General features: G+C 51.4%; 24 protein-coding genes and 1 pseudogene. 16 read left to right on the top strand and 9 right to left on the bottom strand.

The features are described from left to right. Positions 1–61: 61 nt before the first annotated feature. From AC1MDE_RS00600 to AC1MDE_RS00580, 5 genes are all read left to right on the top strand, one after another. Complete coding sequence (locus AC1MDE_RS00600) at positions 62–1,660, top strand: ABC transporter substrate-binding protein (protein WP_479403166.1); 1,599 nt, start codon at positions 62–64, stop codon at positions 1,658–1,660. Between the two features lie 161 nt (positions 1,661–1,821). Further along, complete coding sequence (locus AC1MDE_RS00595) at positions 1,822–2,547, top strand: aspartate/glutamate racemase family protein (RefSeq protein WP_479415134.1); 726 nt, start codon at positions 1,822–1,824, stop codon at positions 2,545–2,547. After that, positions 2,547–3,581 (top strand): ABC transporter permease, encoded by a 1,035-nt coding sequence (locus tag AC1MDE_RS00590; protein WP_479415133.1) that lies wholly within the window; start codon positions 2,547–2,549, stop codon positions 3,579–3,581. The genes AC1MDE_RS00595 and AC1MDE_RS00590 overlap by 1 nt, the downstream gene beginning before the upstream one ends. Beyond that, on the top strand, positions 3,578–4,444 hold the full coding sequence (locus AC1MDE_RS00585) for an ABC transporter permease (RefSeq protein ID WP_479400171.1): 867 nt from the start codon (positions 3,578–3,580) through the stop codon (positions 4,442–4,444). The genes AC1MDE_RS00590 and AC1MDE_RS00585 overlap by 4 nt, the downstream gene beginning before the upstream one ends. Then, positions 4,441–6,117: an ABC transporter ATP-binding protein gene (locus AC1MDE_RS00580; protein ID WP_479403169.1), complete on the top strand. Its 1,677-nt coding sequence runs from the start codon at positions 4,441–4,443 to the stop codon at positions 6,115–6,117. The genes AC1MDE_RS00585 and AC1MDE_RS00580 overlap by 4 nt, the downstream gene beginning before the upstream one ends. A 27-nt stretch (positions 6,118–6,144) precedes the next feature. On the opposite strand, the gene AC1MDE_RS00575 is transcribed toward AC1MDE_RS00580, so the two are convergent. Then, positions 6,145–7,464 (bottom strand): NAD(P)/FAD-dependent oxidoreductase, encoded by a 1,320-nt coding sequence (locus AC1MDE_RS00575; RefSeq protein ID WP_479400173.1) that lies wholly within the window; start codon positions 7,462–7,464, stop codon positions 6,145–6,147. 356 nt (positions 7,465–7,820) lie between these two features. Continuing rightward, positions 7,821–8,342, bottom strand: a complete 522-nt coding sequence (locus AC1MDE_RS00570; RefSeq protein WP_480344106.1) for a MarR family winged helix-turn-helix transcriptional regulator — start codon at positions 8,340–8,342, stop codon at positions 7,821–7,823. Between the two features lie 68 nt (positions 8,343–8,410). On the opposite strand from AC1MDE_RS00570, the gene AC1MDE_RS00565 reads away from it, so the two are divergent. Further along, positions 8,411–9,283 carry an EamA family transporter gene (locus AC1MDE_RS00565; RefSeq protein ID WP_058960920.1) on the top strand — a complete coding sequence of 291 codons (873 nt, stop codon included), beginning with the start codon at positions 8,411–8,413 and terminating at the stop codon, positions 9,281–9,283. A 100-nt stretch (positions 9,284–9,383) separates the two neighbouring features. Continuing rightward, complete coding sequence (locus tag AC1MDE_RS00560) at positions 9,384–10,004, top strand: TetR/AcrR family transcriptional regulator (RefSeq protein ID WP_479400175.1); 621 nt, start codon at positions 9,384–9,386, stop codon at positions 10,002–10,004. On the opposite strand, the gene AC1MDE_RS00555 is transcribed toward AC1MDE_RS00560, so the two are convergent. Continuing rightward, entirely contained in the window at positions 9,992–10,213 is a 222-nt protein-coding gene (locus AC1MDE_RS00555) for a hypothetical protein (protein WP_479400176.1), read from the bottom strand. The genes AC1MDE_RS00560 and AC1MDE_RS00555 overlap by 13 nt on opposite strands. 172 nt (positions 10,214–10,385) lie before the next feature. On the opposite strand from AC1MDE_RS00555, the gene AC1MDE_RS00550 reads away from it, so the two are divergent. After that, positions 10,386–11,057, top strand: coding sequence for a DUF3313 domain-containing protein (locus tag AC1MDE_RS00550; protein WP_153012305.1), 672 nt, complete (start codon positions 10,386–10,388; stop codon positions 11,055–11,057). Positions 11,058–11,120: 63 nt separating this feature from the next. Here the strand turns inward: AC1MDE_RS00550 and yajD are convergent, their stop codons facing one another. Both yajD and AC1MDE_RS00540 read right to left on the bottom strand, forming a co-directional pair. After that, positions 11,121–11,468, bottom strand: a complete 348-nt coding sequence (yajD, locus tag AC1MDE_RS00545; RefSeq protein WP_058960923.1) for an HNH nuclease YajD — start codon at positions 11,466–11,468, stop codon at positions 11,121–11,123. A gap of 97 nt (positions 11,469–11,565) precedes the next feature. Further along, complete coding sequence (locus AC1MDE_RS00540; RefSeq protein WP_480344105.1) at positions 11,566–12,459, bottom strand: LysR family transcriptional regulator; 894 nt, start codon at positions 12,457–12,459, stop codon at positions 11,566–11,568. Between the two features lie 92 nt (positions 12,460–12,551). Between AC1MDE_RS00540 and AC1MDE_RS00535 the strand changes: the two are divergent. The 5 genes and pseudogenes from AC1MDE_RS00535 (at position 12,552) to AC1MDE_RS00515 (ending at position 15,689) form a co-directional block, all read left to right on the top strand. Beyond that, positions 12,552–13,762: pseudogene (locus AC1MDE_RS00535) on the top strand (MFS transporter). 122 nt (positions 13,763–13,884) lie between these two features. Further along, a complete protein-coding gene (locus AC1MDE_RS00530; protein ID WP_058960926.1) occupies positions 13,885–14,310 on the top strand; it encodes a GNAT family N-acetyltransferase in 426 nt (141 codons plus the stop codon). A gap of 64 nt (positions 14,311–14,374) precedes the next feature. Continuing rightward, positions 14,375–14,644: a hypothetical protein gene (locus AC1MDE_RS00525; RefSeq protein ID WP_479403173.1), complete on the top strand. Its 270-nt coding sequence runs from the start codon at positions 14,375–14,377 to the stop codon at positions 14,642–14,644. Positions 14,645–14,704: 60 nt separating this feature from the next. Then, complete coding sequence (locus AC1MDE_RS00520; protein WP_058960928.1) at positions 14,705–15,055, top strand: DUF1304 domain-containing protein; 351 nt, start codon at positions 14,705–14,707, stop codon at positions 15,053–15,055. 94 nt (positions 15,056–15,149) lie between these two features. Continuing rightward, entirely contained in the window at positions 15,150–15,689 is a 540-nt protein-coding gene (locus AC1MDE_RS00515) for a DUF2058 domain-containing protein (RefSeq protein WP_058960929.1), read from the top strand. Positions 15,690–15,704: 15 nt separating this feature from the next. Here the strand turns inward: AC1MDE_RS00515 and AC1MDE_RS00510 are convergent, their stop codons facing one another. After that, positions 15,705–16,403, bottom strand: coding sequence for an RluA family pseudouridine synthase (locus AC1MDE_RS00510; RefSeq protein ID WP_058960930.1), 699 nt, complete (start codon positions 16,401–16,403; stop codon positions 15,705–15,707). A 202-nt stretch (positions 16,404–16,605) separates the two neighbouring features. Here AC1MDE_RS00510 and AC1MDE_RS00505 point away from each other — a divergent pair, with 202 nt between their 5' ends. Further along, complete coding sequence (locus tag AC1MDE_RS00505) at positions 16,606–17,088, top strand: cold-shock protein (protein WP_064511353.1); 483 nt, start codon at positions 16,606–16,608, stop codon at positions 17,086–17,088. 13 nt (positions 17,089–17,101) lie between these two features. Continuing rightward, on the top strand, positions 17,102–17,347 hold the full coding sequence (locus AC1MDE_RS00500) for a DUF2543 family protein (RefSeq protein ID WP_058960931.1): 246 nt from the start codon (positions 17,102–17,104) through the stop codon (positions 17,345–17,347). An 81-nt stretch (positions 17,348–17,428) separates the two neighbouring features. Here the strand turns inward: AC1MDE_RS00500 and AC1MDE_RS00495 are convergent, their stop codons facing one another. The 3 genes from AC1MDE_RS00495 to AC1MDE_RS00485 form a co-directional block, all read right to left on the bottom strand. Further along, positions 17,429–18,151, bottom strand: coding sequence for a GntR family transcriptional regulator (locus AC1MDE_RS00495; RefSeq protein ID WP_182057531.1), 723 nt, complete (start codon positions 18,149–18,151; stop codon positions 17,429–17,431). 202 nt (positions 18,152–18,353) lie between these two features. Further along, on the bottom strand, positions 18,354–19,850 hold the full coding sequence (locus AC1MDE_RS00490) for an aldehyde dehydrogenase (protein ID WP_058960932.1): 1,497 nt from the start codon (positions 19,848–19,850) through the stop codon (positions 18,354–18,356). A 9-nt stretch (positions 19,851–19,859) separates the two neighbouring features. Beyond that, on the bottom strand, positions 19,860–20,759 hold the full coding sequence (locus AC1MDE_RS00485) for a dihydrodipicolinate synthase family protein (protein WP_479415206.1): 900 nt from the start codon (positions 20,757–20,759) through the stop codon (positions 19,860–19,862). A gap of 383 nt (positions 20,760–21,142) precedes the next feature. Here AC1MDE_RS00485 and yddG point away from each other — a divergent pair, with 383 nt between their 5' ends. Further along, positions 21,143–22,057 carry an aromatic amino acid DMT transporter YddG gene (gene yddG, locus AC1MDE_RS00480; RefSeq protein ID WP_479415128.1) on the top strand — a complete coding sequence of 305 codons (915 nt, stop codon included), beginning with the start codon at positions 21,143–21,145 and terminating at the stop codon, positions 22,055–22,057. Positions 22,058–22,282: the final 225 nt, after the last annotated feature.

Below are 22,282 nucleotides of genomic sequence, written 5' to 3'. Positions count from 1 at the left end.
TTACCTGCTAATTTCCCCGAGCCTGCAACATATTTATTATTCTCACAAAAGGGTTCGCGAGATGAATGCATTGCGACGTTTAAGTCGAATTTTATTTATTACACTAATGGGAACGCTTAGTATCATTTCAGCTCAAGCGGAAGCGCCACAAAAAGGCGGGACGCTGACGCTAATTTTACCCAGTGAACCGTCAGCACTGGTCGCGCTGGCAACAGTTGCGCAACCTGTGATTGCCACCAGCGCCAAGGTCAATGAAGGTTTACTGACCTACGACTATAATCTCCATCCGCTACCACAATTGGCTACTTCCTGGGAAATCAGCCCAGACGGCAAGCGCTATACCTTCCATCTGCGTAAAGGGGTGAAATGGCATGATGGTCAGCCCTTTACCTCTGCCGATGTGGCCTATTCTCTCGATCTACTTAAGAAAACCCATCCGCGCGCCAAATCCACCTTTGCCAACGTCACCAGCATCGAAACCCCGGACGATTTGACTGCGATACTGGTGCTTAGCCATCCGGCACCTTATTTGATCACCGCGTTTGCCGCCGGAGAAACGCCGATTCTGCCTAAGCACATCTATGAAAACGGTGATGTGCTGAAAAATCCTAACAACAATGCACCGATTGGTACCGGGCCGTATATTTTCGAAAAATGGGAGCGTGGCAGCTACATTCTCTATAAACGCAACCCTAACTATTGGGATGCGCCAAAACCTTATATCGACCAGCTGGTAGTGAAGTTTTCGACCGATCCCACCGTACGTTCACTGGCGTTGCAAACCGGTCAGGCTGATATTGGCTATCGTACGCCGGTCGCGCTCAGCGAGCTGAAGCGATTGCAGGAAAACCCCAAATTAGAATTTGAAACCAAAGGCTATAACTACTCCAACAGCGTGGCCTCGATCCACTTCAACCTGGATGACAAGCTGTTTAAAGACCTGCGCGTGCGTCAGGCGATTGCGCACAGCATTAACCGCAAGGCGCTATTGAATGTGGTTTATTTTGGCTATGCCACCCCCACAGAAACGCCTGTTGGGCCTAACCTGAAAGCATTCCATAGCAATAAGCCTTCCCCTTATCAATACGATTTGGCAGCAGCAAACGCCTTGCTGGATGAGGCGGGCTATAAGAAAGGCGATGACGGCGTGCGCCTGCGCGTCACGCTGGATTACAGCACCTTCGACGACACCTTCCGCCGCAACGCTGAATTTGTCCGGTCCGCACTCGCTCGCGTGGGCATCGCGGTGACATTGCGTTCGCAGGATCTGTCGACCTACGCCACACGCGTATTTACTCAACGCGATTTTTCCTTCTCCATCGATCAGTATGCCAACCTATACGATCCCACCGTAGGCGTGCAGCGCCTGTATTGGTCAAAGAACTACCGTCCGGGTGTGCCATTTACCAATATCTCTCATTACCAGAATCCTCAGGTTGATCAATTGCTGGAAGCGGCACAAACCGAGAATGATGCGGCGAAGCGCGTTGCGGAATTTCAGCAATTCCAGGACATCGTGCAACAGGAACTGCCGGATATTAATCTGGCCTCTCCGCAATTTATCACCATCAGAAGTAAACAAGTCCATGATGACTCGCCTACTGCCGATGGTCTGGAAGGTAATTTGTCCAGCGTATGGATCGATAAGACAGCCAAATAATGTAGCGCTCGTAACAATAATTAAACCGGCAGATTAACGCTACCGCTTTTCGTTATCAGAAAAGCGCAAAACTTTTGCGCTTTTAATTGATTCTTCCCGTCAGCCCCCTTTGTTAACGTCAATCTTTATTATGCCTTTCGGTATTTCCAGGGATCACAATCATGACGCAATCCATACACCAACCCGCCACCATTGGCATTCTGATGGTCAAAACTGCTTTTCGTCGCTATCAGGGCGATATTGGCAATCCGCAAACCTGGCGATTTCCGGTGCGCTATCAGGTGGTGGACGAGGCCATTCCTCAGCGCATGGGGCATTTGGGTGAGCACGCGCTGCTGGAGCCATTTAAACGTGCCGCTCAGTCCTTGATTGATCAGGGTGTTGATGGGCTCACCACCAGCTGCGGCTATCTTTCCTGGTATCAACAGGAACTGGCGGCCTGGTCACCGGTGCCCATCGTCACCAGCAGTTTGTTGCAGTATGTCAGCCTGCGCCAGATCCTGCCGGCTAACCGCCCTCCGCTAATTCTGACTTTCGATGAGAGCACGCTAAAGGCGGATTATCTGACCCGCGTGGGCATTCCCGCAGAGGCACAGGTGGCCGGTATGCCAGCAGATTCTGAGTTTGTGCGCTCCATCCGCGAAGGCGACAGCAGCGTCAACTGGGCAACGCTGGCCGATGAAGTGCTTAGTGCGGCGGCAAGCGCTTTACAACGCTTCCCCAACAGCGGCGCACTACTACTGGAATGCACCAACCTTGCGCCCTTCAGTGCGCTATTGCAGGCGCGCTTTGTCTTACCGGTTTATGACACACTGACGCTGGTCAACAGCTTTCAGGCGGCTTTGCGCCCTCCGCATTGGGATCGGGGGGCACAATGGACCCTTTAATGTCGCGCAGCCACGCAGCCGATCGCCAACCCGTACGGCCGCTGTCACGCACCACCCGGCGCGTACTCTATGCACTGCGTGATGCACTGATTCAGGCGGTTCCCGCTGCGTTAGGGATCGTGCTGGTGGTATTCGTTTTACTGCAACTGGTACCCGGCGATGTGGTGGATGTGATGGCCAGCCAGTCTGGCAGTGCCTCCGCCGAAACCATGGCGTGGTTGCGGGCCGAATACGGTCTCGATCAACCTGTTCTGACGCAGTTCTGGAACTATCTGTGGCAACTTGCTCACTTCAGCCTCGGTTACTCTCCGCGCTTTGGCACCGATGTCACCGGGCTGATACTTGGCCGTTTACCCGATACGTTATTGCTGATGCTGCTGGCACAAGCCGTTGCGTTGGTGATCGGGATTGGTTTCGGTGTCGTCATGGCCGTCTGGGCCAACAAATGGCCTGACCGTCTGCTGACGCTGGTGAACCTGCTGTTATATTCCTTGCCCGGATTCTGGATTGGATTGCTGGTGTTACTGCTGTTTTCGGTGCAACTTAACTGGCTACCCAGTGGCGGCAACCAAACGATTGGGGCCAATCTCTCGGCCGGTGGCGCGTTGCTGGATAAACTGCAACACGCGCTGTTGCCAGTGCTGGCGCTCAGCAGTTATTTCATCGCGATTTACGCCCGCCTGACCCGCACCGCGTTGCTGGACGTCGCCGATCAGGATTTTATCCGCACTGCGCACGCCAAAGGTCTGGCACCGTGGCGCATCGTACTGCGCCATATGCTGCGCTGCGCGCTTACGCCAGTAACCACTGTTGCAGGCTTGTATTTTGGCAATCTGTTGGGCGGTGCCGCCGTGATTGAAACCGTATTTAGCTGGCCAGGATTAGGCAGTCTGGCTATGGAAGCCATCGTGGCACGTGATTTCAATGTGGTGCTGGGCATTCTACTGCTGTCCGCTTTTATGGTGGTGATTGTGAATGTGCTGGTCGATGTGCTGCAAAGCCTGATTGACCCGCGTATGGAGGGACGCGCATGAAGGCCCTCACACTCTCTTTCACGCCATTAGCCGTCTGGCGCCGTTGGTTTCGATCGCTGGAAGTGGTCTTGGGCAGTCTGCTGCTGGCCATCGTGTTGCTGATGGCATTACTGGCCGATTGGTTGTATCCCGGTGACCCGCTGGAGATGGTGGCTCAGCCCTTTCTCTGGCCGGGTGATGATGCGCAATTTCCGCTGGGCACTGATTCTCTCGGGCGCAATGTGGCCGCCGGAATTTTTCATGGCGCGCGGGTTTCTCTGCAAATCGGCACTATCGCGGTGATGGTTAGCGTGGTGATTGGCCTGATCGCCGGGGCCAGCGCAGGCTATTTCGGTGGCAAAACCGACCGCATCGTCACGCGTATCAGCGAGCTGTTTCAGACCTTCCCGGCTTTTTTACTGGTGGTGGTACTGGTCGCGATTGGACATCCCACGGTGAATTACATTGCTGGCGCGATTGGTGTAGCGAGCTGGCCGATGATTGCGCGGCTGGTGCGGGCTGAGTGTCGTCTGCTGCGTCATCAGGAATTTGTGCTCGCGGCACAAACGCTGGGTTACAGCCCACTGCGGATTCTGTTACGTGAAGTGCTGCCCAATCTGCTGCCTACCTTGATCGTCACGCTATCCGTGATGATGGCCAGCGCCATTTTGACAGAGTCCTCATTAGGTTTTCTCGGCTTCAGCGATCCCAATCGCATCAGTTGGGGCGGCATGATTGGCGATGGTCGCCAGTCATTGCAGAACGCCTGGTATCTGGCGGTACTGCCTGGCAGTGCACTGGCCGCGACCATACTGGCGCTGAATTTACTGGGCGATGCGCTCAATGATTGGCTCAATCCGCGTCGTAAAGGAGCATCTCAATGAGCGCGATACTGAAGTTTCGTCACTTCTCTGTCCATTTTGATGGACGTTATGCGGTACAGGATCTCAATCTCAGTGTGCGGCCTGGCGAGATGCTGGCGCTGGTTGGCGAATCGGGGAGTGGCAAATCGATCAGTGCCCTGGCGGCTTTGCGGTTAACGCCGCCAGCCGCCACGCTGGAAGGTGAGATTCACTACCAGGGGTTAAATCTACTGGCACAGCCGGAAGCCACATTACGACGGCTACGTGGCAAGTCCATCGCCATGATTTTTCAGGATCCGATGACCTCGCTGAATCCGGTGCTAACCGTCGGACAACAGTTAGCCGAAAGCGTACAGTTACATCTTGGCTTGAACCGGCATGAGGCGCGTCAGCGTGCCATTACCTTACTGGAGCAGGTGAATATTGCTCACGCACAGCAACGCGTTGATGATTATCCACACCATTTCTCTGGCGGTCAGCGCCAGCGCATCATGATTGCCATGGCAATTGCCTGCGAACCGAAGTTGTTGATTGCCGATGAACCCACTACCGCGTTGGATGCCACCGTGCAGCGTCAGATTCTGGAGCTGCTGGATCGCCTGCGCCATGAACTTGGCATGAGCGTACTGTTTATCACTCACGATCTGGGGTTAGTCGAGCAATATGCCGATCGCGTGGCGGTATTGTATCGCGGCGTAAAAGTCGAAGAGAGCAGCAAGGCCGCGCTGTTCCATCAACCGCAACATCCCTACAGCCGTGGACTGCTGGCGGCTTCATTACATGCAGGGGAAACACCTCATTACCGTCAGCGCCGCCTGACAGAGATCGTGCATCAAGCAGATGGCCCGCCGCGCCTTGTGACACCTGAAGCCCACGCGCTACCGGCGATTGATGCGCAGGCAGCACCGCTGCTGGCGATTGATGACTTGCAGTTTCGTTATCCTTCCATGCCAGCGGGCAGCGCTTCAGTGCGGGATGTGTCATTGCATATCCAACCCGGAGAGACACTGGGGCTGGTGGGCGAATCTGGCTGTGGTAAATCAACGCTCTCGCGCCTGCTGTTAGGATTGTTAAAACCGGATGGCGGCCAGATTCATTTCGCCGGTGAGCGGTTAGATCATCTTAACAACCGTCAGCGTGCGGCATGGCGGCCGCGCATCCAGATGATCTTTCAGGACCCGTTCTCCTCACTCAATCCACGCCATACGGTGGAAGAGATTCTACGAACACCTTTACGCGTTCATGCGAGAGGCTCGCACGCTGAGCAACTGCGTGCTGTGCATGAAATGCTTGAGCAGGTTGGCTTGCCATTAAACGTACTGAAACGCCATCCATATGAGTTTTCTGGTGGGCAGCGTCAGCGTATTGGCATTGCCCGCGCGCTGATGCTCAACCCGGATTTGCTAATTTGCGACGAACCTGTGTCAGCGCTGGATGTGTCGGTTCAGGCGCAAATTTTAAATCTGCTGGTGAGTCTCAAACAGCAGCGCAACCTGTCGCTGCTGTTTATCTCCCACGATCTCGCGGTGGTGCGTTATATCGCGGATCGAGTGATGGTGATGTATCAAGGCGAGATTGTGGAGCAAGGCGACCATCAGCAGATTTGGCAGAGACCGGTGCATGCGTATACGCAGCAGTTGCTCTCGTCGGTGCGCCCTGCCACTGCACCGCCATTGCTGACGGCGACAGGGTGATCGACTTAAGCGGGATAAAGGAAAACCTTATACTTCCATGCCTGCGCGGTATTGGCCCCACTTCAACACCGAGTTCACGCCAATCGACAGGAAAGGCTCAGCTGGCGTGAGGTTGGGTCCCGGTGATTGGGTGAGGAAATCGATCAACTCGTTTTTCTCTCCCGCGATCATATCCGCAATCAATTTGCCGGTTGCCGTGCCGCGCGTTATGCCCAATCCGTTACAGCACAGCGCACCATAAACATTCGGTGCCAGCTTGCCAAAGAAGCCTTCGTGGTTTTCCGACAGGCAAATCGCGCCGCTCCAGGTGTATTCAAAATCCACCTGCGGCAGCATCGGGAAACGGCGTTCAAACGATTTGCGATGGTTTTCCAGATACTGCTTGAGGTATTTCTCGCGTGGTCGTCCATCCGGATGGAAACTAAAACTGTTGCGCACCAGAATACGATTATCCACTGTGCGACGAATGGTGCTGCCAAACGGATGCGCCGGAATCACCCCCCACACCGCTTTGCCACCCAATCGTGCCTGCTCTTCTTCAGTCAACTGACGTGACAGGCTGCCGTAAAGAAAAGTCGGTAGCAAACGGCGCTGCAGGAAACCAAAGTGCAACGCAAAACCGTTATTAGCCAGGATCAAGGTATCAGCGGTGATACTGCCTTTATCATGCACCAACGTCACTTTGTCACCGTAATCAATCGACGTTATGGGCGTGTACTCGTACAGCGTGACATTAGCAGGCAGATTATCCGCCAGACCTTTTACCAATGCTGAAGGCTGCAACAAGATGGTGCCGGGAATAAACAGCGCCTGCTTGTAATAAGAAGTGCCAATGTGATCCGGCAGATCTTTACCCGAGATCATTTCGGATTCGCGCCCGATCTTTGCCAATCCGCTACGATAGGCTTCGAGAATCGCCGTGCCCTGCTCACCGACTGATGCCTGATATTTACCGGATTCGGTCATCTGACATTCGATGCCGTGTTCCTGCACAATCTGACGCAGATAGTTTTGCCCTAATGTATTCAGCTTGAGGACTTTATTCGCAATGGTGACGTCGCCAATATAATCCCTCGCGCCGATATCATGCGGTACATCGATGGCAAAACCGGCGTTACGTCCTGCCGATCCATATCCCACTTCCTGCGCCTCAATCAGCACCACTTCATCATTGGGGAAATTGAGCGCTAATTGTCGCGCAGCTGCCAGACCTGTTAAGCCCGCCCCCACAATCGCGAAGCGTACTTTTTTCTGACCAATATGCGCCGGGCGTGGCGTACGAGCGGCACTGGTATGAAACCAACCCGGCATCGAATCATCGGCAGGCAGTGAGGTGATCTTTTGCAATTCCGTTACTCCAATACACGTTTTCATTGTTTGTACTGGCGGATTGCCCGTACAACGTAGGGTTTTTTAGCGGTGTAAAGCGTAAGTATTTAATGCATTTCACGGGTATTTATCATGTATACCTGATGTATAAAGTTTTACTGAATCTCATGAAATGTTGTCAATATGTTCACGATACGATTGTGTTATGGATCGCAAAAAATCGGGGGTTCAGGCGCGGGGATTGGCATGAAAGTGTTAGAGGGATCCGGTGTGCTCAACTTACGCCACAGCACCGGACCTGAAATAAATTTGGTGGCCTGAAAGGGGGAATACTCATTACGACGTCACAACGCTGACGCGTGAGAATGGGGCAACTAGCGCTGATGGGATCCTTCAAGCGATTGCAGCAAGCCCGACAGGTGGCTATCCAGTGCCATCAGCACTTCAGGAGAGAGCCCAGACAAAATCTTTCTTTCGTTATCAACGTGTTTTTCTACCGCACGGTCGATTAACGCCAGCCCGTCCTGACTTAATTGCACCAGCATGCTTCGTGCATCCTCTGCATTTACCTGTCGGGTAATCAGCCCTCTGGATTCAAGACGTTTTAGGCGATGGGTCATGGTGCCCGAGGTGACCATTAGCGTCGAAAACAACTCGGTGGGACTCAGACTGTAAGGTGCTCCGGCACGGCGCAGCGTTGCCAGCATATCAAACTCCCACATGCTCAATTCAAACTCGGCAAAGGCCTCTTCAAGTCGCTGTTCAATCAGCGCCGTGCAACGCTTGAGACGTCCAATCGGCCCCATCGGGCTGCAGTCTAAATCTGGCCGCTCGCGCTGCCACTGCTGAAGGATGAGATCGACGGCATCAGATTGGGTTTCAGATAGATCATTCATTTATCTTGACTTCAAGGTAATAGGTGGACACACTAATTTTATCTTGAATTGAAGATAAAGGCAAAATGATGCAATCCTCTTTCTCACTTTCGTACTGGCGTGATGTGATATTGACTGCCCTGGCCCCGGCTATCTGGGGATCGACCTACATCGTCACAACACAATTTCTGCCACCCGACCGTCCTTTTACGGCGGCGCTGATTCGGGTACTTCCGGCAGGGGTATTGTTGTTGCTGTTCACTCGTCGCCTGCCCGCCAGCCGCGATATTGGACGGCTCATTATTCTTAGTGCGCTGAATATAGGTGTTTTCCAGGCGCTGTTGTTTGTCGCTGCCTATCGACTGCCTGGCGGGCTTGCTGCCGTCTTAGGCGCGATACAACCGCTGCTGGTGATGTTACTGGCATGGGGAGTTGAACATCGGGCGCCAGCAAGAATCACTTTATGGGCAGCGCTGGCCGGGGTTGTCGGTATGGCCTTGCTATTACTCTCTCCACAAACGGTGTTCGAACCCGTCGGCATTGTGGCAGCGTTGTTGGGCGCGACCTGTATGGCCACAGGCGTATGGCTGACACGCCGCTGGAAAATGGATTTGCCGGTGATGGACCTCACTGGCTGGCAGCTGATACTGGGTGGAATAATGTTGCTACCCGCAGCGTGGTTGATCGACGCCCCACTGCCCACACTGACGCTGCCGCAGTGGGCGGCTTATGCCTATCTCTCCCTGGCCGGTGCATTCGTGGCATATGGGTTATGGTTCAGGGGAATTGGCCGCCTGCCCAGCGTTGCGGTGGCATCGCTCGGATTACTCAGCCCGATCACCGCCGTGCTGCTCGGCTGGATAGTGCTATCTCAGGTGATGAGCGGTACGGCTTTTGTCGGACTGGTCATCGTTTTAATCAGCGTGTTGCTCGTGCAGCGCACATCCCTTCGTGGCAGTTAAGGTTTCACTCGACATTTTCCAGACGTCGAATCCACCATCCTCTCTCCTTTAATGAACCAGCCGGTTTTGTTAATATTTATCGCCGACAGAGGAGAGAGTGATGCGCACGCTAACCGAACAAAAGAGAACTGACATTATCAACGCCGCTTCAGCCGTGTTCCTGGAACAAGGATATGAGCGAGCCTCAATGGATGGCGTAGCAAAGCAGGCCGGTTGCTCGAAGGCGACACTCTATAATTACTTCGCTTCTAAAGAGAGCCTGTTTGAAGCCGTTGTCAGATGTTTTAGTACAAATTTTCTGATGCGTGCGGCTGATGAACTTAACCACCCGGAGACTCAATCCCTGTTGTTAAGTGAGAAGTTGCAGCGTTTTGGTGAAGGTATGCTGGGCGCGCTGACATCAGACTGGAAGGCTCTGCAGTTGTACAGAATGGTGGTCGGTGAAGCGGGCCATTCCGATATCGGCGTGCTTTTTCATGAGTCCGGGGTACGTGAGAGTATGAACGCCCTGACGGCGGTAATGGAGCATCACATCGCCAGCGGGGAATTAATTGGCGGCACACCAGCCTTACGCGCCAAACAATTTTCAGCTTTAGTAAAAGCTGAAGTCGATGAATTATTCCTTCAGCGAACGTTGCCGAATTATACCAAAAGTGAGGTGACGACTATGGTGCAAAACGCCGTTTCGTTGTTCCTCAGAGGTGCTGCTCACAACATCTGAATTCTGGCTGACAGAATGCAAATAAGCGCCACCACCACAATGGTGTCGATAATCAGCAGCATCACTAAGGGTTTGCGGCGCGCCCCCCAAACCCTGACCGCATAAAAACGGCTTTGTTTTATGCCTGATTGCCATAGATAAATTAACTCCACGAGATTGCGGATGGCGCGGATGAGCAAAAATACAATTGCCGCAAATCCGGCCATCATTCCACCAGGTCTCCGGTAAACCTTTCACTCGACACTAACGAACGTCTTTCATTCACCTCTCTGCCCCCGCATCACGATGTCACACCCTGAAACCTCTTCTTGACAGATTTATGCTAACTGATATTAACTAAACCGTACAGTTCATTTATGTCTTCTATCGGAGAGTATCAAGATGAGTCGTTTGTTCAGCCCGTTGTGTCGTAGCCTTGTATTAGCGGCCGCTTTTACCGCTGTCGGTTGTTCCTCCACTAGCCCGGTGAAATATGCTGGTATCGCGTCAGCATCACGCATGTCGCCGAATACGTCTGACGATAGCGATCGCATTCCCTTTCGTTATGCCGCTCCCGTAGACTGGAGCAAATATCGCAGTATCAGCATTGAACCGGTCGACATTTACAGCGGCAATGATGCGCAATTCAATGACTTGTCTGTGGATGATCGTCGTCAACTCGCTGAATATATGCGTAAGAAGTTTGAAGACGTGCTAGCGGAGAAATTCATCACCAATCCCCCTGCCGGGGCGGCTCCTGCGCTCAAATTGAAACTGACGCTGACCGGCGCCGATACCACGCCGCAAGTGATTGGTACATTCACAAAGTTTGATTTAGCCGGCGGCCCTTACAATATCGTTCAGTCGGTACGTGGAGGGCGTGGCTTGATGAGTGGATACGTTAATTTCGCCGTGGAGGTGAAAGATGCGGGATCGAATGAACTCTTACTGGCGTACGTTGCGGAACAATATCCAAATGCGATGAACGTGGGTGCGACTTTTGGTTCACTTAGTGCAGCAGAGACAGGAATTGATAAAGGGGCTGAGCAACTTTTAGAGAAGTTACGCCAGTAAATCAAACGGTAAAGGCTGCCAGCCTCTGTTCGGCATGCTGGCAGCATCAATGATCAGTGCCGATTATTTCTTCTTATTTAACATCGATTTTAAATCAGCAAAGGGATTATAGGTTGCTGCTTCTACATCGTTCTGCGCATCTTCCCCGGCCACCACTCGGGTGCCGTATATGTCAGCTTCGGTGTACTTAGAGTGCTCATGGTCGTGACAAAAGAGACACAACAATTCCCAGTTACTGCCATCTTCCGGGTTGTTAGTATGATCGTGATCGATATGATGCACGGTGAGTTCACGCAGGTTGGAGTAAACAAATTCACGTGAGCAGCGTCCACAAACCCAAGGATAGATTTTTAATGCTTTCTCACGGTAGCCGCTTTCCAGCCGTGCATAGTTTTTCGGGATCAGAGCCATTGCCAATGTTACCTGTTTCGCAGAGATATTCGGGTGTTAGTGCTGCCAATATAGCGCAAAACCTTCGCCAGGCGTGTGCTGATTTCGCCGTGCTGTTTCAGGGTTGCTGCAGTGAATGCTGATTAACCTCGAACAGTGCGATTAGATGATCAGCGACTGCTCTGACACGTCTGGAACCCGCTAAATCGGTATGCATCACCAGCCATAAACCTTGTTCGACGTCGATGTCCAAATCGATACATTTAAGCCCCTTCTGGCGCGCCATAAAATGCGGTAAAACGCCCAAACCCAGGCCAGCGGAAACCGAAGCAACCTGCGCAACCAGCGTATTGGCTTCAATTTTACAAGGCCTTCCTCGAAGTGTTCGGCTGATCCACTTTGCCGCGGGTAGCTGCTGATGAGATTCAGACCAACCTACATACTGCGCATCACTAAGCGAAAAGCCAACGCCCTTAACGCTTATTGCATCGAGATAAGGCTGAGAACCGTACACGCCAAATCCTACTGTACCGATACGCTTTAAAGTTAAATTTCCTGCATCAGGTTTAACCATTCTGATGGCCAAATCGGCATCACGGCGATGCAGGTTGAGAGATTGAATGCCGCTTAGCACCTCTATCCGAAGGTCCGCATGAGTTTCCAACAATACAGGTAGCGAAGGCAGGATAAAATGTGTGGCCAGATTATCTGATGTCGCCAACCTAACGAGCCCCGAAACGCTCCCCTGAAGTTTAGCCGTTTCGCCAAATGCAATGACGGCATGTTCCAAAACCTCTGCTCTTTCCAACATGGCTTCACCATCATCGGTAAGTCGATACCCATTCTGGTGTCGGCTAAACAGCGGCATAGCCAAAGTCTGTTCGAGTCTGTCCAGTCTTCTCGACACCGTTGCTATGCCCATGTCCATTGCATTTGCCGCACCGCTTAACGTGCCCGCGCGTGCTATAGCCAGAAAAATTCTTGTGTCATCCCAGTTGAACTCAGTTTTCATGATTTTCCATTTATGGAAAACGGCTCTCCGTTTTCGTGTCTTTTTTATCAATTTAGAGAAGATGATACTGCAGCTCAACACAGGAGATAAATATGCAATCACGAAAATTGAGTTCCACGAACAACACTGCACTGACTCAAAATTCAACGTCATCGCGCACATGGTTAGCCGTTATAGCATTAGGCGTAAGCGCATTTTCCATCGTCACCAGTGAGCTTGCGCCGGTTGGCATGCTGAGTTCACTGGCAGCCGATCTTCATCAGACCGAAGCAGGTACTGGCCGGGTGGTAATGGCTTATGGCTGGGTTGCTGCTGTGGCAGCCCTGTTATCCGGGGCAATACCCTCGACAATTTCCCGGAAAGGCCTGCTGGTGGGGCTGATGCTCATTCTGGCGATTTCCTGCATGGCGGCGACTCATGCTACTACGATGAACACCTTTATGAGTGCTCGCATGGTCGGTGCACTCGCACATGGGGCGTTCTGGGCGTTAATCGGAACAGTAGCCGCTCAACTCGTCCCTGTTGAAAAGCTGGGGCTAGCAACGTCTGTGGGTTTGGCGGTGTTTCTGCAGCCAGCGTACTGGGGGTGCCATTATCGAATTTGATTGCCGACTTATCTGGTTGGAGAACCGCATTTATGGCCATTTCAATGCTTTCTCTCGCGACAGCTTGCGCCCTGTTATGGACGCTTCCTGGCTTGAAAGCACCTGGCACCCTATCCGTCAGTATTTATTACCGTATTGTCAAAAATCCAATTTTACTATCACTCTATGCTGCTACAGCTTGCATCATCACAGCCCACTTCGCCGCTTTTACTTATCTTGAGCCTTTACTAACAAAAGAGCTGAGTGTGCCGTCAACCTCTGTTTCCCTGCTGTTACTGGTTTCAGGCCTGTCGGGATTGGGCGGCAATATCGTCGCGGGTAAACTGATTGACCTACATCTTAAAAAACTCATCATCGGCTCACTGATATTATCTTCGCTCTCAATGTCCGTGCTGGGCATGCCTTTTATCGCATCACTACCCGTCACAATGACTGGCACTTTACTCGCCATTTGGGGTGCAGGTATCGCCATTGTTTTCGTAGGACTACAAACCTGGCTGCTACGCAGTGCCGCTGATGCTACGCAACCTGCGTCAGCAATCTATGTTGCGATTTTCAATGCAGCTATTGGAACGGGTGCGCTGGTCGGTGGCATGTTGTTATCCGCTGTGGGCTTGAAAGAGATGGTTCTGGTTGCATCGGGTATCATCCTGGCAAGCGTTGTTCTGGTCATAAGGTTAAAAGAGTCGGTAAGATAACTGAACTGGCAATCTTTGCTTCTAGAAGAAAACTTTACCGCAAGGCCCTGACCGTTTCTTTTTTCTGGTTCGGGCCAGACCATCAAATTAAAAGGCATTTAAACTGACCTATCAGGTGATATATGGAAAATTTTTCAGTTAAAGTATCCGCCGTTATCGAGCCAGAACATTTACAACCCATTGATGCTGGGCTGACGGCATTTAATACGGATATGACAGGTTACAATGACCATTTGCCGCTATCAGTGGTAATACGTTGCAATGAAACGCAAGAGGTCTTGGGAGGAATACTCGGGCGTACCTATCTTGGGATACTGTTTATCGACCTTGTTTATTTACCCTCAGAACTGAGATCGAAAGGTTTAGGAGAAAAACTTCTTACACATGCTGAAGAAGAAGGCAGAAATCGAGGCTGCATTTCAGCTTTTCTCTATACCATTAGTTTTCAGGCTCCTGAGTTTTATAAAAAACACGGCTGGGAGGAGTTTGGCCGCATTGCCTGCCTACCGGCAGGCGCAAGTCGCATTTTCATGAAAAAAACGCTTTAGAAGATTGGTACACATTCGCGACTGCTGATAAGTTGCTGTTACCTCTTTTGATAAGGAATATCGAATGCCTGAATATTTTTTTTATAAAAAAGGAAATCAGATCGTGGCGCTGCGAAAGTCAGACATTAAAGGAGCTACTCTGTTAACCCGTCAGGGATTCGAAAAACAGTTTGAAGAAGTCAGCGCGGCCGATGAAAAGGCAGCACTTTCACGTTTTAATGACATCCGTAAAGAAAAACACATAGATCAGCATAATTTTCGAGCGGGGGCTATCACGATGCCATTCATTGGGATATTAACTGCTATCGCTAATCTTTTTTTCCGGAAAAAATAACCGGCGCTAATCTGGCTTAAACTTTCCATACATTTTAAGAACGCTCAATTAAGGAATTCCGTGTTAGCCAATATCCTTGTTGCTCTCGTCGCCGTGATTCACATCTACATTCTGGTGCTGGAAATGTTTCTGTGGGAGACGAAAACGGGCCGGAAAGCCTTCAAACTCAGCGTCGACTTTGCGCGCGAAACCCGTGTGCTCGCGGCCAATCAAGGCCTTTATAACGGCTTTCTGGCGGCGGGTTTACTCTGGGGGTTATGGCTGGGAGAAAACGGAGTGCCTGTCACTCTGTTTTTCCTCATCTGTGTGTTGATTGCCGGAATCTTCGGCGCGATGACCGCCAGCCGGAAAATTCTTTACGTGCAGGCCCTTCCAGCTCTGATTGCCTTGATCGCAGTACTCCTGCGCTGATACGACGATTTATCAGGATCTCGAACCTCGCCGTGATCAGCCTTCGTATTACAGGTATAATCCGGCCAGGTTTTAACGGATTTTAGAGACGAAGATGACAAAACTCACCTTACAAGAGCAGATGCTCAAAGCTGGATTAGTTTCCACCAAGAAAATGGCCAAAGTGCAGCGCACTGCCAAGAAGTCTCGTGTGCAGGCACGTGAAGCGCGCGAAGCGGTGGAAGAGAATAAAAAAGCGCAAATTGAGCGTGATAAGCAGCTAAGTGAGCAGCAGAAGCAAGCCACTTTGTCCAAAGAGTACAAAGCGCAGGTTAAGCAACTGATCGAAATGAACGCGATCACCGTTGCCAAAGGGACGATTGATTTCAACTTCACCGATAACAACTTAATCAAAAAAATCGCCGTGGATAAAACCACGCAAACACAGTTGATCAACGGCCGTCTGGCAATTGCGCGCCTGGCGGCGGATAGCAGTGGCGAAAGCAAATACGCGATTATTCCCGCCAGCGTGGCTGATAAAATTGCGCAGCGTGACGCAGATAGCATTGTATTGAACAGTGCATTGAGTCAGGAAGAGCAGGATGAAGACGATCCGTATGCAGACTTCAAAGTGCCTGATGATTTGATGTGGTAATACATGCCGCCCGTGTCAAAACGGGCTGGCATGACGCGCAGTGATGTTCTCCCCGCTAATGGGATGGACAAAATGCAATTCACTGGCGTGCAGCATCAGCCGGGGTGTTTTTTCCGTACCCGGCTGCAGCAATCCTCCATACAGATCACAGCCAAGAATCGGATGGCCCAATTGCTGGCAATGGATACGCAATTGATGGGTGCGGCCCGTCTCTGGCAATAGCTGCACCCGCGTAACCGGCAATACCACGCCATTATCCCCTTCACGAGTTAACCGTTCTATTACCTGATAGCGCGAACGCGCAGGCTTCCCCGTCTCGGCACAAATCGACATCAACGGAAACAGCGCCGGGTCTTTTGCTATCGCGGCGTCAATCACCCCTTCATCGTGGTTGAGATGCCCGCATAATAGCGCCGTGTAGACTTTAGTCACGCTGCGCTGGCTAAACTGCTGGCACAACAGAGCGTTGATCGCTTTGTTGCGCGCCACCACCATTAATCCGGATGTCCCGAAATCGAGGCGATGCACTAAGGTGCAGCCGGGGAACAACTTCACCAACCGATGGTGTACGGAATCCAGATTTTGCGGATTTTTACCTGAAAGGCTGAGCAGCCCCGTGGGTTTATCGATCAATACCAGATGCTCATCCTGATAGTGAATCGAGATCTCTTCAGAACACGGCGGAGCTATAAAGGTATCGTTAATGGTGGACATCGGACTGCCAGGCTGGGAAGTGGGTGCGGATGATAACCAATTTTCATCGGGCTGACGAATTTTGCCCTCTTCTCACAGGCTCGCGCTCGCACAGCAGAAATTTATCGTCCAGACTTACAGCAAAGGCGTAGTCTGCGCAGGCAATGTGCTTTACACTGCGCGCTGCAAAAAACTGATTAGATTAACGATTAAGTAGGCGGTAATGGCGATGAACGGAACGATCACAACCTGGTTTGAAGACAAAGGTTTTGGATTTATCAAAGATGAAAACGGAGACAACCGTTATTTCCATGTGATTAAGGTCGCCAACCCTGATCTGATTAAAAAAGACGCGGCAGTGACGTTCGAACCGACCACCAATAACAAAGGTTTATCGGCCTTTTCGGTGAAAGTGATACCGGACAGCAAATACATCTTTATCGCCGGTGAGCGTCTGAAGCTCACATCGATTAAATCCTTCGTGGTTTACAGTGAAGAAGAGCCGGTTGATACCCGCATTGATAAAGAAAACACCGTACTGTCGGTGGGCCTTCTGATGAACAACATCAAACCCAAGACAGACGTAAAGCCTGATGAAATGCGCTCAGTGAAAAAACTGGCGGTGACCACTTTCCAGGGGACGACGCTGATCTTTACTGAAGATGAGATCGACATTGATGCCGCAGTGAAAATGCTCAAAGTTTAAAGGGGAGCTGATAATGAATAACAATATTCCACTGAAGTATTATGACATTGCTGAAGAATACGCGTCGGAATCTGAACACGATGTGAGCGAAGCAGAACTCGATGCACTGGCGCACTACTTCCAGCTGTTACTGACTCGTCTTAGCAATAACGAAGAGATTAGCGAAGAGTCGCAGCAAGAGATGGCCCGTGAAGCGGGTATTCAAGCGGTGCGAATCGATGAGATTGCCAATTTTTTGAATGAGTGGGGCAACGAGTAAGCCCTGTTGTTTAAAAATACTCTGCGCATTTCAAGGCGGTCAAAAGGCCGCCTTATCGTATCAAAATCGACAACCCTGAAACTACAGCTTATCCCCTTCCGGTGACTGCACCAGATCGTCCGCTTTTAACCCCTGCGGCGCGATAAAGATCTCCATATTTTCGCGTGACAGTTCCCAATGTTCGAACACCAGATCCACCACCTTCTGCTCATCTCGCGCTTCAATCGCGCTGATAAAGGCATCGTGATGTTCGGCGGCTAGCTGCAGGCGCCGTTCCATGTCTTCATTTTGCGGGCGGAAGAAGGTGTGGCCGATGCGGCAATGGTCGATCAGTAAGCGCCCCAGGCTAGGCTGTAAATAGGGATTGGCAGCCATCTCGCCCATGATCTCATGGAAACGATTGTTCTCCAGTGCCAGCGCTTCGGCATCACGCGTCTGCACCGCTTTACGGAAGCGCTTTTGCGTCTCTTTCAGCGATTTCAGCTGGGAAGGTTTAAAATTCTGTACCGCCAGGCGACCGGTAGCGGCGTAAATCATCGGTGCGACGAGGAAGAAATTGCGCAATGTGGAATGGCTCATCGGGATGACGCGCACGCCGCGTTTTTCGACGATTTCTAAGTAACCCTCTCCTGCCAGTCGCTGGAAAACTTCACGCACAGGCGTGCGAGATAAACCGTATTGTCCCGTCAGGCTGGCTTCATCCAGCAACTCGTCTGGGTCCAGTTCCATGGTCAAAATTAGGCGTTTTAAATCTTCGTATAACGCTGCTTTTCCCGATCTCAAAGTGACCTCCTGTGATGACATTCCGCATGCGATTCCTGCTTAACCTACAGAAAAAGTGTGTATACAGCAAAAATAATTATGGGATATTTTTTGCATTCTGCGGTGGATCACAGAAAAGGGAATGATGATATTACAAGGAGTTACAGAAGAAAAAACGAGTCGTCATCTGCAGAGAATTATCCTATATCCAGGGCATACCCGCCATCCGTGGCGGGCATTAAGCTTACTCAGCAGGCACATCAATCCAGATGGTTTTCAGCTCGGTGTACTGATCAAGTGCGTATACAGATTTATCACGTCCACCAAAACCAGACTGTTTATAACCACCAAATGGCGTGGTTGCATCACCTTCACCGAAACAGTTAACCGTCACCGTTCCCGCACGCACTGCACGTGATACGCGAATAGCACGGCTTAGTTTGCCAGTGTAAACCGATGCCGCCAGACCGTAATCAGTGTCATTTGCCAGTGCAATGGCTTCGGTTTCCGTTTTAAAGGTGGTGACACACAGCACCGGCCCGAAGATCTCCTCGCGGAACAGTGCGCTTTTCGGCGTCACGCCATCCACAATGGTCGGCTGCACGTAAATACCGCGATCGGTGAATCCGCCCTGAATGATGCGTAATCCTTCTTTGCGCGCGGTTTTCAGATAGTCACTGACTTTGCAGAAATGATCGGTGGTGATCATGGTGCCCAGACGATTCTCTGGATCCAGCGGATTGCCCATACGCCATTCACCGATCTGCTCCGCGATCTGAGCGAGTAATTTATCCTTAACCCCTTCCTGCACCAGCAGTCGGGAAGTTGCAGAACAGTTTTCACCCATATTCCAGAATGCGCCGTTTAACACATTGGCGGCAACGCTGGCCAGATCTTCGGCATCATCGAACACCAGCGCCGGGTTTTTCCCGCCGCATTCCAGCACAATCTTCTTCAGATTCGATTCCGCGGAATAGTGCAGGAAACGGCGTCCGGTCGCCGTTGAACCGGTGAAGCTCACCATATCAATATCAGGATGCAGGCCGATGGGTTCCCCCACCTCTTTCCCGGTACCGGTGACGATGTTGAGCACGCCGGCTGGAATACCCGCTTCATGCGCCAGTTCAGCCACGCGCAATGCCGTTAGCGAAGTTTGCTCCGCCGGCTTCACAATCACCGAGCAGCCAGCAGCCAGCGCTGGGCCGATTTTCCACGCCAGCATCAGCAGCGGGAAATTCCATGGCAGCACGCAGCCCACCACACCAATCGGCTCACGAACGATCATCGCCATCGCCCCGTTGCCGGTTGGCGCGGTCTGGTCGTACAGCTTGTCGATGGCTTCAGCATGCCAGCGAATCACGTGAATCGTCTCTGGCACGTCGACTGCCAGGCATTCGCTAACCGGTTTGCCGCTGTCGAGGCTTTCCATTACCGCCAGTTGCGTGACTTCGTTTTCCAGTAAGTCAGCCAGCTTGAGTAGTACGGCTTTGCGCTCGCCGGGATGAAGCTGGCTCCAGCTGCCGGCTTCAAAGGCACTGCGTGCGCCCTGTACCGCCAGGTTCACATCCGCGCTTTCACAAGCAGCGATGTGCGTCAGAATCTCACCCGTCGCAGGATTGGTGGTTTCCAGTGTTTTGCCGGAGACCGCCGCAGTAAAACGTCCGTTAATGAACGCCTGATCCGGGAACCGCAGTTCTCGCGCCACGTTCACCACATCGCTCAGCGTTTGTACCTGTTTCATGCGCACTCCTTAAAGCACTGCAACGGCTGCCACATTGCGTTTCACACCGTCGATCACGGCCTGCAACTGCGCTTTCTCATCTTCTTCCAGTCCCTGCAGTGGTGCGCGCACCGGGCCTGCTTTCAATCCTGCCAGTTCTGAACCGTACTTAATGGACTGGACAAATTTTCCGCCATCCAGGAAGTTCATCAGTGGCATCATCGCAGCCATGATCTTACGTCCTTTATCAAAATCTTTTTCCACGACGCAGGCGTTGTACAACGCGACGTGCTCACGTGGAATGAAGTTAGAGCCCGCACACACCCAGCTACGCGCGCCCCAGGCGAAGAACTCCAGCGCCTGATCATCCCAACCACAAGAAAGCGCGATGTTCGGGAATTGACAGGCCAGCAGATGCAGATTGTTGAAGTCGCCTGAACTCTCTTTAATCGCCACCACATTTTTCGAACGGCTCACTTCGCGGAAGTAAGTTTCTCCCATGGAGATGCCCATACGGCCCGGATAGTTGTACAGCATGATCGGCAGCTGAGCGGCCTTGTCGACGGTCAGCGCATGGTGGGCGTTTTCCAGTTCGGTTGGCAGCGCATACGGCGGTGACGTCACCAAAATGGCATCGGCTTTATGCTCACGAGCGTGGATTGCGAAAGCCACCGCGTCTTCAGTGCGAATCGCGCCGATACCCACAATCAGTGGCAGACGATTGCCAATCACTTTACGTGCATGTTCAACCAGAGACAGACGCTCTTCTGCGCTTTGTGCATAATACTCACCGGTTGATCCACCGATGATAATGCCGTGCACGCGCGCTTCGATCAGCGATTCGAGGACGTTGGCGAACGCCGCGAAATCAATGCTGCCATCTGCTGCGTAAGGGGTAATTGCCGGGGTGTAGATACCTTCAAATGTCATCACGAAATCTCCAGGTGAATTCAGGACCAAATGCAACGCCGTATGGTTGCGTTTGTTAACAATTTGCATATCGCATGGAGAGAGGTCAATCGGGATAAGTTTTTTGTATACGTGAAAAATACAAAGGAAATACTATAAGATGGAACATTCCTACCTGGAATTAACTTATATTCACTATTAATCAACAATTTAAATTATTTTTAGTGACGTAATAATTTTCTAAATGAATTCAGATAACGATCACATTCCACAACTATCGTCCCCTTTGACGTATTTACACTGTGCGTCAGGCGGCATAGTTTTATGCTGGTTTTAACCTGAATTTAACAGGTAAGCTTGCACCGGCATTTCAGGTGAACATTGTGTAGAAGAGGTAGCGGGTGATGCCCCAAAAGAAAGCGACGCTCATAGGTTTGATTGCCATCCTGTTATGGAGCGCGATTGTTGGATTGATCAAAAGTGTTAGCGAAGGCTTCGGTCCGATCGCTGGGGCGGCGTTGATCTACAGCTGCAGTGCCATATTGCTGCTGTTCAGCGTGGGATTTCCCAACCTGAAAAAATTTCCCCGCCGCTATGTGATTGTCGGCAGCGTCCTTTTTGTCTGTTATGAACTTTGCCTTTCGCTCTCACTCGGATTTACCCATAGCGGACGGCAAGCGATTGAAGTGGGCATGGTGAATTATCTATGGCCAAGTATGACGATTGTGCTGGCGGTGATTGTTAACCGGCAAAAAGTCAGCCCGCTGATTATTCCGGGCGTGATTTTAGCCGTGGCAGGAATATGCCGCGTACTGGGTGGTGATCAAGGGTTTTCGCTCAGTGAGATGACGAACAATATCATGGAAAACCCGTTAAGCTATGGCCTGGCATTGACCGGCGCCATCATTTGGGCCATTTATTGCGTGGTCACCAAAAGAATAGCGAACGGTAATAACGGTATTACGCTGTTCTTTGTTTTAACAGCATTAACATTATGGGTTAAATATCTCATTTCGCCGCAACCCGAATTTGCACCCTCTTTTAATACGTGGATTTCACTGGCGCTGGCGGCGATGGCGATGGGATTCGGTTACGCGGCGTGGAACGTCGGCATTTTGCATGGCAATGTAACGGTATTAGCCGCCGCGTCTTACTTTATCCCGATCATTTCGTCGATTTTAGCGGCCTTTATTCTCAGTTCGCACCTTACCCTGTCGTTTTGGCAAGGCACGGCGATGGTCAGTCTTGGGTCATTAGTCTGCTGGTGGTCAACACGTACCGTTGCCACCAAAAGTGTCAGCAGTAAGATTTCTGAATAATGCCTCGGGAGGCATGGTCGCCTCCCGCAAAAAAGCCACATCAAAATGATAAAACTCTCAGTTGTATTTATCCGACTATCCTGCACCGGAGGAAATGATATATGAAACAATCCCGTTAGCGTTATCGATGCACTTCTTTTTTAATTTCTGTTCTGAATAACATTTTAATCACCGCTACAGGTTTAAATTTATCTGGCGTCCTGATGATGTTAAGCACCCATCGCA

This window comes from Pantoea folii (assembly GCF_056678875.1).
The sequence above is the reverse complement of the archived record's forward strand: the minus strand, read 5'-3'. Positions and strand labels throughout refer to the sequence as shown.

What these genes read in the sequence shown, in the direction of transcription:
- AC1MDE_RS00510 (WP_058960930.1), bottom strand. Translation starts at nt 16,403, where the DNA reads ATGTCCACCATTAACGATACCTTTATAGCTCCGCCGTGTTCTGAAGAG.
- yajD (WP_058960923.1), bottom strand. Translation starts at nt 11,468, where the DNA reads ATGGCTCTGATCCCGAAAAACTATGCACGGCTGGAAAGCGGCTACCGT.
- AC1MDE_RS00600 (WP_479403166.1), top strand. Translation starts at nt 62, where the DNA reads ATGAATGCATTGCGACGTTTAAGTCGAATTTTATTTATTACACTAATG.
- AC1MDE_RS00515 (WP_058960929.1), top strand. Translation starts at nt 15,150, where the DNA reads ATGACAAAACTCACCTTACAAGAGCAGATGCTCAAAGCTGGATTAGTT.
- AC1MDE_RS00565 (WP_058960920.1), top strand. Translation starts at nt 8,411, where the DNA reads ATGCAATCCTCTTTCTCACTTTCGTACTGGCGTGATGTGATATTGACT.
- AC1MDE_RS00555 (WP_479400176.1), bottom strand. Translation starts at nt 10,213, where the DNA reads ATGATGGCCGGATTTGCGGCAATTGTATTTTTGCTCATCCGCGCCATC.
- AC1MDE_RS00560 (WP_479400175.1), top strand. Translation starts at nt 9,384, where the DNA reads ATGCGCACGCTAACCGAACAAAAGAGAACTGACATTATCAACGCCGCT.
- AC1MDE_RS00495 (WP_182057531.1), bottom strand. Translation starts at nt 18,151, where the DNA reads ATGTCATCACAGGAGGTCACTTTGAGATCGGGAAAAGCAGCGTTATAC.
- AC1MDE_RS00490 (WP_058960932.1), bottom strand. Translation starts at nt 19,850, where the DNA reads ATGAAACAGGTACAAACGCTGAGCGATGTGGTGAACGTGGCGCGAGAA.
- AC1MDE_RS00540 (WP_480344105.1), bottom strand. Translation starts at nt 12,459, where the DNA reads ATGAAAACTGAGTTCAACTGGGATGACACAAGAATTTTTCTGGCTATA.
- AC1MDE_RS00570 (WP_480344106.1), bottom strand. Translation starts at nt 8,342, where the DNA reads ATGAATGATCTATCTGAAACCCAATCTGATGCCGTCGATCTCATCCTT.
- AC1MDE_RS00525 (WP_479403173.1), top strand. Translation starts at nt 14,375, where the DNA reads ATGCCTGAATATTTTTTTTATAAAAAAGGAAATCAGATCGTGGCGCTG.
- AC1MDE_RS00580 (WP_479403169.1), top strand. Translation starts at nt 4,441, where the DNA reads ATGAGCGCGATACTGAAGTTTCGTCACTTCTCTGTCCATTTTGATGGA.
- AC1MDE_RS00505 (WP_064511353.1), top strand. Translation starts at nt 16,606, where the DNA reads ATGGCGATGAACGGAACGATCACAACCTGGTTTGAAGACAAAGGTTTT.
- AC1MDE_RS00585 (WP_479400171.1), top strand. Translation starts at nt 3,578, where the DNA reads ATGAAGGCCCTCACACTCTCTTTCACGCCATTAGCCGTCTGGCGCCGT.
- AC1MDE_RS00530 (WP_058960926.1), top strand. Translation starts at nt 13,885, where the DNA reads ATGGAAAATTTTTCAGTTAAAGTATCCGCCGTTATCGAGCCAGAACAT.
- AC1MDE_RS00590 (WP_479415133.1), top strand. Translation starts at nt 2,547, where the DNA reads ATGTCGCGCAGCCACGCAGCCGATCGCCAACCCGTACGGCCGCTGTCA.
- AC1MDE_RS00550 (WP_153012305.1), top strand. Translation starts at nt 10,386, where the DNA reads ATGAGTCGTTTGTTCAGCCCGTTGTGTCGTAGCCTTGTATTAGCGGCC.
- AC1MDE_RS00485 (WP_479415206.1), bottom strand. Translation starts at nt 20,759, where the DNA reads ATGACATTTGAAGGTATCTACACCCCGGCAATTACCCCTTACGCAGCA.
- yddG (WP_479415128.1), top strand. Translation starts at nt 21,143, where the DNA reads ATGCCCCAAAAGAAAGCGACGCTCATAGGTTTGATTGCCATCCTGTTA.
- AC1MDE_RS00500 (WP_058960931.1), top strand. Translation starts at nt 17,102, where the DNA reads ATGAATAACAATATTCCACTGAAGTATTATGACATTGCTGAAGAATAC.
- AC1MDE_RS00595 (WP_479415134.1), top strand. Translation starts at nt 1,822, where the DNA reads ATGACGCAATCCATACACCAACCCGCCACCATTGGCATTCTGATGGTC.